Source organism: Streptomyces similanensis (assembly GCF_039543625.1).
GTDB lineage: Bacteria > Actinomycetota > Actinomycetes > Streptomycetales > Streptomycetaceae > Streptomyces > Streptomyces similanensis.
In genome coordinates, this window is sequence record NZ_BAABKC010000142.1 from 1 (window position 1) to 9,043 (window position 9,043).

The 9,043-nt window shown below is 75.8% G+C and carries 8 protein-coding genes and 1 pseudogene; 4 read left to right on the top strand and 5 right to left on the bottom strand.

The window, feature by feature from the left end; all coding sequences use genetic code 11:
• A partial coding sequence (locus ABEB07_RS37535; protein ID WP_345672537.1) for a sigma-70 family RNA polymerase sigma factor occupies positions 1-673 on the bottom strand: 673 nt, incomplete at its 3' end.
• 72 nt (positions 674-745) lie between these two features.
• Here ABEB07_RS37535 and ABEB07_RS37540 point away from each other — a divergent pair.
• The 4 genes from ABEB07_RS37540 (at position 746) to ABEB07_RS37555 (ending at position 5,607) form a co-directional block, all read left to right on the top strand.
• Positions 746-1,435 carry an FMN-dependent NADH-azoreductase gene (locus tag ABEB07_RS37540; protein ID WP_345672538.1) on the top strand — a complete coding sequence of 230 codons (690 nt, stop codon included), beginning with the start codon at positions 746-748 and terminating at the stop codon, positions 1,433-1,435.
• A 250-nt stretch (positions 1,436-1,685) separates the two neighbouring features.
• Positions 1,686-2,279, top strand: a complete 594-nt coding sequence (locus tag ABEB07_RS37545; protein WP_345672541.1) for a flavoprotein — start codon at positions 1,686-1,688, stop codon at positions 2,277-2,279.
• Positions 2,280-2,352: 73 nt separating this feature from the next.
• Positions 2,353-3,321, top strand: a complete 969-nt coding sequence (locus ABEB07_RS37550) for an aldo/keto reductase (protein ID WP_176151491.1) — start codon at positions 2,353-2,355, stop codon at positions 3,319-3,321.
• 288 nt (positions 3,322-3,609) lie between these two features.
• Positions 3,610-5,607 carry an RICIN domain-containing protein gene (locus tag ABEB07_RS37555; RefSeq protein ID WP_345672539.1) on the top strand — a complete coding sequence of 666 codons (1,998 nt, stop codon included), beginning with the start codon at positions 3,610-3,612 and terminating at the stop codon, positions 5,605-5,607.
• A 19-nt stretch (positions 5,608-5,626) separates the two neighbouring features.
• Here the strand turns inward: ABEB07_RS37555 and ABEB07_RS37560 are convergent, their stop codons facing one another.
• From ABEB07_RS37560 to ABEB07_RS37575, 4 genes and pseudogenes are all read right to left on the bottom strand, one after another.
• The gene (locus ABEB07_RS37560; RefSeq protein WP_176151493.1) at positions 5,627-6,178 is read right to left on the bottom strand and encodes a universal stress protein; all 552 of its coding nucleotides are present in this window, start codon (positions 6,176-6,178) and stop codon (positions 5,627-5,629) included.
• Between the two features lie 48 nt (positions 6,179-6,226).
• A complete protein-coding gene (locus ABEB07_RS37565) occupies positions 6,227-7,477 on the bottom strand; it encodes an SLC13 family permease (protein WP_176152234.1) in 1,251 nt (416 codons plus the stop codon).
• Between the two features lie 91 nt (positions 7,478-7,568).
• On the bottom strand, positions 7,569-8,294 hold the full coding sequence (locus ABEB07_RS37570) for a DUF4232 domain-containing protein (protein ID WP_345672540.1): 726 nt from the start codon (positions 8,292-8,294) through the stop codon (positions 7,569-7,571).
• A 189-nt stretch (positions 8,295-8,483) separates the two neighbouring features.
• Positions 8,484-9,043: pseudogene (locus ABEB07_RS37575) on the bottom strand (serine/threonine protein kinase); the annotation flags it as partial.

Sequence of the window (9,043 nt, forward strand, 5' to 3'; positions counted from 1 at the left end):
GCGCCCCGCGCAGCTCGGCCGGCGCCCGCCCGCGCAGCGCGGCGGGGTCGGCCCGGCGCACGACGTCCGGGGCGAGCACGTCCAGCAGCGCGCCGAGGTCGCCGCCCCGAGCGGCGGCCAGGAACCGTTCGACGACCACGCGGTGCCGCTCCAGCTCGGCGGCGGACACCGAGGGCACGCCCCGGACCTTGTGCCGGGCCCGGCTGGCCAGCTTCTTCGCGGCCGGCTGCGAACGGTCCACCACGGCGGCGACCTGCGCGAAGGGCACCGCGAACACGTCGTGCAGAACGAACGCCACCCGCTCCGGCGGGCTCAACGTGTCGAGGACGGCCAGCAGCGCCACGCCCACCGAGTCGGCGAGCACCGCCTCCTCCTCGGGCGCGCCGTCGCCGCCACCGCTCACCTCCGGCGCGTCGTGCCCGTAGGGGTCCTCCCGCCGTGCCGTCCGCGCGCGCAGCAGGTCCAGACAGACCCGGGAGACGACCGTGGTCAGCCAGCCCGGCAGGTTGTCGATGCCCTCCGCGCCGGTCCTGACCAGCCGCAGCCAGGTCTCCTGCACGGCGTCCTCCGCCTCGCTCGCCGAGCCCAGCATCCGGTACGCCACCGCGTGCAGGCGCCCGCGCCGCAGCTCGAACCGTCGCGCCAGTTCCTCGTCGCCCGCCCTGGGGTCCATGGGTCGGTCACCTTTCCGCGTCGTGCTCCGTCACCCCACTGACGTATCCGACCCGATCGAGGTGACCTTCCGGTGACTGACACGCTGCTGCACATCGACTCCAGCGCCGACCCGACCGCCGACTCGGTGAGCCGCCGGCTGACCGCCCGCTTCGTCCGTGCCTGGCGCGAGCGGCACGGTACGGCGGGCTACCGCCACCGTGACCTGTCCGCGACGCCCGTCGCGCCGCTCACCGCGGCCTACACCGCCCTCGGCCGCCGCGTGGAGCACGCGGGCTTCGTACCGCCGGCCGAGGTGTCCGCGCTGATCGGGGGCCCGGCCGAGCGGCGCGAGTGGGAGCTGACCCTGCCCCTGGTCACCGAGTTGCGCCGCGCGCACACGGTGCTGCTGGGCGTCCCGATGTACAACTTCTCCGTGCCCGCCGCCCTCAAGGCGTGGATCGACCGGGTGACCTTCCCGGGCGCGTTCACCGACCCGGACACGGGCGCGAGCCTGCTGGGCGGCACCCGCGTGATCGCGGTCATGGCCCGCGGCGGCGGATACGGCCCGGGCACTCCGCGCGCGGCCTTCGACTTCCAGACGCCCTACCTGCGGGCCTGGTTCGGCAACCTGGGCGTCGACCCCGGCCGGCTGCACCTGATCGCGGCCGAACTGACCCGCGTCGACGTCCTCCCGCGGCTCGCCGGCCTCGAACACCTGGCCGCGGACTCGCTCGCCGCGGCCGAGGACGCGCTGACGGAACTGGCACGGTCCGCCGCCTGAGCCTCCGGCCCGCCCGGGAACCGCTCCCGCCGGGCCGCCCGCCGGGTGCCAGTAGGGTGCCGGGATGACCGAACAGGCCCCGGAACCAGCCGAGAAGTCCGCCGAGACACCCGCTCAAAGGTTCGGCGAGACGTCCGCTCAGAAGCGTGCCGGAGCACCCGGCCGGACGTCCGCCGGGGTGTCCGCTCAGGAGTCCGCCGGGGTGTCCGCTCAGGAGTCCGCCGGGGCGCCCGGCCAAGAGTCCGCCGAAGTGTCCGCCCGGGCGTCCGCCGTGAGGCCCTTCCTCTACGTCGTCGTCTGCGCCGCCGGCGTCGCCGAGGGCGTCGGCGCGCTGATCGCCGCCGCGCGGGAACGGGGCTGGGAGGTCGGCGTCATCGCGACCCCCCTCGCCATGAACGGCTTCTTCGACAGCGCCGCCGTCCAGACGCTCACCGGCCGCCCCGTCCGCTCCGCCTGGCGCACCCCCGCGGACCCGCGCCCCTTCCCGCCGCCGGACGCCGTGGCCGTCGCGCCCGCCACCTTCAACACGATCAACAAGTGGGCCGCCGGCATCGCCGACACCCTCGCCGCGGCCACCCTGTGCGAGGCCCACGGCCTCGGCGTTCCGGTCGTCGCCCTGCCGTGCGTGGCCGACGCGCTGGCCGTCCACCCGGCCTACCGCGACAGCCTGGCCCGCCTGCGCGCGATGGGCGTCCGCTTCGGCGACCCGCACACCGGCGATCAGCCCCAGGACGGCGGCCGGCCCGCCTTCGCCTGGGAACGCGCCCTGGACCTGCTCGACGCCTTCCCGCCCGGCCCCCGCCCCCGCCCCGCGTCCGTCATCCGGTACGACCGGCCGTCATGATCGCCGACCGCCTAGGCTCTTTCCGGTAACCCGGAGATATGCCGGTAACCACCCGAAGACAGGAGCGGCAACGATGCGGTACGTGAAGCTCGGCTCGACGGGCCTGGACGTGTCACGGATCTGTCTGGGCTGCATGACCTACGGCGTGCCCGACCGGGGCGCACACGAGTGGACCCTCGACGAGGAGACCTCGCGGCCCCTGATCCAGCAGGCCCTGGAGGCCGGGATCACCTTCTTCGACACGGCCAACGTCTACTCCGACGGCACCAGCGAGGAGATCGTCGGCCGCGCGCTGCGCGACTTCGCCCGCCGCGAGGACGTCGTCCTCGCCACCAAGGTGCACGGCCGGATGCGGCCCGGCCCCAACGGCGCCGGTCTGTCCCGCAAGGCGATCATGACCGAGATCGACGCCAGCCTGCGCCGCCTCGGCACCGACTACGTCGACCTCTACCAGATCCACCGCTGGGACCCGCACACGCCCGTCGAGGAGACCATGGAGGCGCTGCACGACGTGGTCAAGGCGGGCAAGGCCCGCTACATCGGGGCCAGTTCGATGTACGCGTGGCAGTTCTCCAAGGCCCAGTACACCGCGCGGCTCAACGGCTGGACCCGCTTCGTCTCCATGCAGAACCACTACAACCTGCTCTACCGCGAGGAGGAGCGCGAGATGCTGCCGCTCTGCGCGGACCAGGGCGTCGGCGTGCTGCCCTGGAGCCCGCTCGCCCGGGGCCGCCTCACCCGGGACTGGGGCACCGCCACCCACCGCAGCGACACCGACAACTTCGGCAGCACCCTCTACGCGGAGGGCGACCGCGCCGTCGTCGAGACCGTCACCCGCATCGCCGAGGAGCGCGGCGTCCCGCGCGCCCAAGTGGCCCTCGCCTGGCTGCTGCACCGGAACACGGTCACCGCGCCCATCATCGGCGCCGCCAAGCCGCAGCACCTGGCGGATGCCGTGGCCGCCGTCGAACTGGAGCTGAGCGAGAAGGAGATCGAGGAGCTGGAGCGGCCCTACACCCCACACGAGGTCAGCGGCCACTGAGCCCGCCCGCCGCACCCGAGGCCCGTACGGCGCGCACGCCGTACGGGCCCGCTCCGTATGGGGTCGCGAAAGGGCCGGTCTCCGGCTCCGCGGAGGAAATCCGGTCCGGAATCCATCGGCCACGAACAATTGACAATTCGTCAACAGCTCGCTTTTCCCCGGGATATGCGGAAAACCGTGTGATCCCTTGTTGCCTCCCGTTCGCCTGTGGAAAGGTGTGGCCGGAAAGGCCGAAGTCCCTTCTCTTGGTACGGACTTGATCCGCGGTGAGTACGGAGGAATGCAGCCGTGAAATACCCGGACCCGTCCCCGTCCCCGTCGCCCGAGCCGCACGGCCCGTTCGGCAGCACGGACCAGGAACTGAGCGCGGAACTGCGGAAGTGGACCGGCGTCACCCCCGCGACGCATCCGGTCGCCGAACTCCTCGACCGGCACTGGGAAGCGGCCTTCGCCTACGCACGGCTGTGCACCGACGGCCCGAACAGCGCGGGCATACTCACCACCCAGGCCTTCACCCGCCTGTTCGGACAGTCGCTGCGCCGCTCCGGGCCCACCGCCGCGTGGCGGCCCCGACTGCTGGTAACAGTGCGCCGGATCGCGGGGGAGTGGAGCACCGACCACCGGCGGGAGACCCTGCACCCGGAACTGAGCGCCGCGGCCGGCGCGGGTGAGCCGGTCGCCGCGCTGCTGCTGCCGCCGGTCGAGCGGCGGCTGCTGTCCCGCGCGTTCCAGCGGCTGCCCCAGACCGCCGCCGCCCTGCTCTGGCATGCCGAGGCCGAGGGCGAACCGGCGGCCGCGCCCGCCCGGCTGATCGGGCTCGACGAGGCGGGCGCGCGCGTGGAACTCGGGCGGGCCCGCGAACGGCTGCGCGAGGAGTGCCTCCAGGCCCACCGCGAACTCGCGCCCGAACAGGAGTGCTTGCGGTACTTCAGGCTGCTCGACGTGACCTGCCGGCGCGGTGGTGTCGACGTCGACCCCGATCTGCGGCAGCACCTGGCCGGCTGCACGCACTGCCGGCACACCGCCGGCCAACTGGCCCCGTTCGACGCCGGTCTCGGGACCGCGCTCGCCGAGGGGGTGCTCGGCTGGCGCGCCCGGGAGTACCGGGTGCTGCGCCTGGCCGCCGCGGCGCCCGCGGCCGAGGCGGCCGCCGGTGACGACGGCCCACCGTCCACCGCACCTGCCGGGGGCGGCCCGTCAGCAACGAGTACGGTGCCCGACGCGCCGACCGCGCCCGCAGCCTCGCCGCCGGGTCCGGCTCCCGCCCCCCAAGTACCGCCACGCCCCGCCGAGTCACCCTCCGCACCGCCGAGCGCACCGCCCTGGAACCCCACCGGCCACCTGCCCCACACGGCGACCGACGCCCCGGCGGCGCCTTCCACCGACGATTCGCGGGCGTCCGGCGAACCGGTCGTAGGCCCCGGACGCGAAGAGTCGCGCACCGGCGCTCCGAACGGCGCCCGGCCGGCCGAAGGCCGAGGAGTCACAGCTGAGCCGGGCGTGGCCGCCGAAGACCGCGCCGCTGACACGTCAGCGACTTCTGCCGGCGTTCGGGACGCGGGCGCGGTCAGTGGGGTGGCGGGGCGCGGGCGGCGGTCCGCTCGGCGGTCGGCGCGGCGGGCCGCGCGGAACCGGAACCTGGCCGTCGCCGCGGCGACGGTGAGCGGACTGGTCGTCCTCCCGCTCGCCGTCTGGGCGGCCGTCGCGCCGGGCGACGGCGCCGCGCCCGCCGCCGGCGGTCGCCCCAGCGGCGGCGCGGCCACGCCCTCCGGCGCGTCGGCCCCCGCTCCCGCGCCCACCCAGGCCGGCGCGGGCGACGCGGGAAGGACGACCCTGCGCGGGCGACTGCACAACGCGGCCTCCGGGCTGTGCGTCGGCATCGTCGGCGAGAAGGCCGTGCCCGGCGCGGAGACCGAGCTGGCGACCTGCTCGGCGCGCCCCGGCCAGCAGTGGGCGTACGAGACCGACGGACTGCTGCGCAGCGGCGCCGCGCCCGGACTGTGCCTCGACTCGCACCTCGCCTACTCCGTGCGGCTCGCCCCGTGCGTCGCCGCCGCCGCGCCGGGCGGCCGGGACATCCGCTACGACTTCACCCTTCAGGGCACTCTCGTCCCCCGTTTCGACCAGGACCTGGCGCTGACCCCGGCCGCCACCGACGGCGCGGGCGCGCTCGTCCTCAAGACGCGGTCCAGGACCGACACCCAGCGCTGGACGATCGACGAGGTCTCGGCCGACCTGCGGATGCGGGCGGCGAACTGGGCGGCGCACGGCTCCCCGCCGCCGTGACCCGACGACGCGGCCGGTCTCAGGGACGCGGCGGCGGCCCGTGCGGGGGAGGCGGCGGCTCCCGGGGAGGAGGCGGCGGCAGCGTCGCGAGGTCCGGGGCCGCCTCCGGCCACACCAGCAGCACCGGACAGGGCGCGTGGTCGACGGCGAACCGCACGGCGGGCCCCAGGCTGTGCGGACCGAGCCGGTCGCGGTCGCCGTCCCGGGCCAGCACCAGCAGATCGGCGTCGTCGGCCGCCTCCACCACCTCGCGCTCGACCCGCCCCGCCCGCTCCACCAGCGCGCACGGCCGCCCCAGCCGGGCCGCCGCCGCCTCCAGCAGCGCGGCCGCCGAGGCGTCGCCGAGAGCGGTGAGCCGGTCGCCCGGGTCCCGCCCCCAGCCGTCGCCGGGGCTCCGCCCGCCGCGGTGCGCCCGCCCCAGCAGCCCGGCGAACGCCCCGTGCGCCACCCCGGACACCTCCGCCCCGCTGACATGCAGCAGCACCACCTCGGCGTCCTCGGGCGCGTGGGCGCGCACGGCGTCCACACAGGCGGGCCAGGTGCCCTCGACGAGCCAGGCGATCACGCGCATACGGCGGCCTCCCTCAGCCTTCGGTCTTCCCCGGCCGCGCCCCGCGACTCACACGACGTGCAGCGCCCCCCACAGTGCCACCACCGCGGGCACCAGCGCCGCAGGCACCGCGAGCAGCCCCAGCCGGGTGAACTCCTTGAGATCCACCCCGTGTTCGTGCTGGTGCACGATCCGCCGCCACAGCAGCGTCGCCAGCGAGCCGGCGTAGGTGAGGTTGGGGCCGATGTTGACGCCGAGCAGCACGGCCAGGACGGCGCCCGGGCCGGCCGGAGCGGTCAGCGGCAGCAGCACCAGCACCGCCGGCAGATTGTTGATCAGGTTGGCCAGCACGGCGGCCACCGCGGCCGTGCCGAGCAGTGCGAGCAGTCCGGTGCCGCCGGGCAGGACGTGCCCGAGCGCGTCGGCGAGCCCGTTGTCGACCACCGCGCGGACCACGACGCCGAGCGCCAGCACGAACGCGAGGAAGGCGGGCGCCGCGGCCCGCACCACGCTCAGCGCGCTCGCCTCGCGCCGCGCCAGCGCCCGCCCGGCCAGCACCAGCGCCCCGGCCAGCGCCGCCCACGCCGGTTCGACGCCGAACGCGGAGGTCACGACGAAACCGGCCAGCGTGCAGCCCACGGTCACCAGTGCGAACAGCGGCAGCGCGGGCGGCTCGCCCACGCCGGGCGAGGGCGCGGAGGCGGCCAGGTCGCGGGCGAAGAAGCGGCGGAAGACCAGGTACTCCGCGCCGATCGCCGCCAGCCACGGCAGCGCCATCAGCGCGGCGAACCGGGTGAAGCTCACCCCGCTCGCCGCGAACGCCAGCAGGTTGGTCAGATTGGAGACCGGCAGCAGCAGCGACGCCGTGTTGGACAGGTGCGTACAGGCGTAGACGTGCGGTTTGGGGCGTACGCCGGTGCGGGCGGCGGTGGCGAACACCACCGGGGTCAGCAGGACGATGGTCGCGTCCAGGCTGAGCACGGCCGTGATCGCCGACGCCAGCGCGAACACCGCCGTCAGCAGCCGCACCGGACGGCCCCGCGCCCACCGGGCCATCCACGCCCCGCACGCCGTGAACAGCCCCTCCACATCGCAGAAGTGGGCGAGGACCAGCACCGCGGCGAGGAACCCGACCACCGGTCCGAGCCGGGCCACCTCGGCGCGGGCGTGGTCCAGGCCGATCGCGCCCGTGGCGACGGCGACCGCGGCGGCGGGCACCGCCATGACCGCCTCGGGCAGACCGAAGGGGCGTACCACCGCCCAGGCCAGCACGGCGACGAGCAGGACGACGGACAGGGTCTCCGCCAGCGGGGTGTTCAGGGCTCGGTCCTCCGGACGCGATCAACGGTGCCCGCACATCAAAGCAAACACGTGCCGCCCGTTCGCGCGGACGTGCGGGCACCGGGGCGCGTCACGGCGCGGTGCCGGGGCTGAGCACGGTCAGGAACACCGAGGAGGAGTTGCCGCCCACCGGCACCTGACCGGCCGTCCACTTGACCGTGAGGTGGTCGCGCTCGTCCGGCGGCGTGACGATCAGCGAGGCCGGCTTCGCGGTCCGCGCCCCGCTCACGCCCGGGTTGGAGAAGGTCAGGCCGGCCCAGGCGCTGGCGCCCGGCTTGAGTGTGATCGTCGCCGGGGAGCCGCTCGAGCGCTTCGGGTCGGGGCCGAGCTGCCGGCCGGAGGCGTCCAGGAACGCGGCGCCAGGGAAGCCGCGCACCGTGCAGGTGTGGCCGGAGACGTTGGTGAGGACGAGCGGGAAGTTCTCCTGACCCGCGCCGGGGTCCATCCGGCCGACCGCGGCGCGCAGCTCGGAGGTGTGGCAGCGGGTGCTCGCGGCGGCTGCGGTGTCCTTGTCCGCGCCGCTGCCGGACCCGGTGGCCCGGCCGGAGTTCGCCGGGGCGGCGGAGTCCGGGGGCGAGGCGGTACGGCCCGGGGTGCTGGAGCCGCCGCCCGCGGCGGTGCTCTCGGACGCCACGCCGCTCGTCGTGTCGCCGGTCGCGGGCGCGGCGGTGCCCGGCACCTTCTGCGGTCCGCCCGCCGTGCCGTGGTCGCTGCCGCAGCCGGTCAGCAGGCCCACCGCGGCGATGGCGCCGGCGAGCAGGGCCGTACGGCGGCGGGACGGGAAGGTGTACGTCATGATCCACGCTCCTGGAGGTTCCTCGCACGCCGCGTCGCGTGCGTCCGGCGCCTCGTGCGCCGACATGAGTGTCCGATGCGCGGTCCGGGTGGAAAGTTCGCGGTTCCCGCGCGTTTCTTCCCCGGACTTCCTCCCCGGACTTCTTCCCGCGCGGAGCCCCGGCGTGTCCACCCGTACCCGTGTTCACCCCTACCGGGTCTGGGTGACCCGCAGCGAGCGGAGTATGCCGTCGGTCGGATCGTCGCCGCCCTCCCGGCGGACCTGCACGTACACCTGCGGCTGTCCGCCGGCCCCGGCCGGGGTCAGCGCGGCCTCGGTGAGCAGACCGCCGCCGGGGCAGCCGCTCCAGGAGCGGATCCGGCCGTGCCAGCGCCCGTCGGCCCAGGCGCGGCCGCCGTCGTCGTGGCAGCCGGGGTGCGCGACGGCGGCCACCCGGGCGGTGACGTCGCCGTGCTCGCTCAGCCCGACGAACACCCCGTCCACGCCGGCCCCCAGGTCCTGCCAGTGCGTCAGGTCGTCGGCGACGGCGAGGCCCGGCTCGTGCCCGGCGGGCAGCCCCAGCGTCGCCGGGTCCCAGCCCGAGTCCCGCAGCTGCCGTCCCCAGCCGTCCGGCACCCGCACCGCGACCCGGCCGGTGGCGTCCACCACCCGGACGCCGGACGCCGCGCCGGAGGCGCCGGAGGTGTCCGGCGCGCCGCGCCACAGCGCCACGCCGAGCCACACGCCCGCGGCGGCCGCCACGGCCACGG

Coding starts and splice junctions, on each gene's coding strand:
- ABEB07_RS37560 (WP_176151493.1), bottom strand. CDS start 6,178: ATGCGCGTGATCGCCTGGCTCGTCGAGGGCACCTGGCCCGCCTGTGTG.
- ABEB07_RS37570 (WP_345672540.1), bottom strand. CDS start 8,294: ATGACGTACACCTTCCCGTCCCGCCGCCGTACGGCCCTGCTCGCCGGC.
- ABEB07_RS37550 (WP_176151491.1), top strand. CDS start 2,353: ATGCGGTACGTGAAGCTCGGCTCGACGGGCCTGGACGTGTCACGGATC.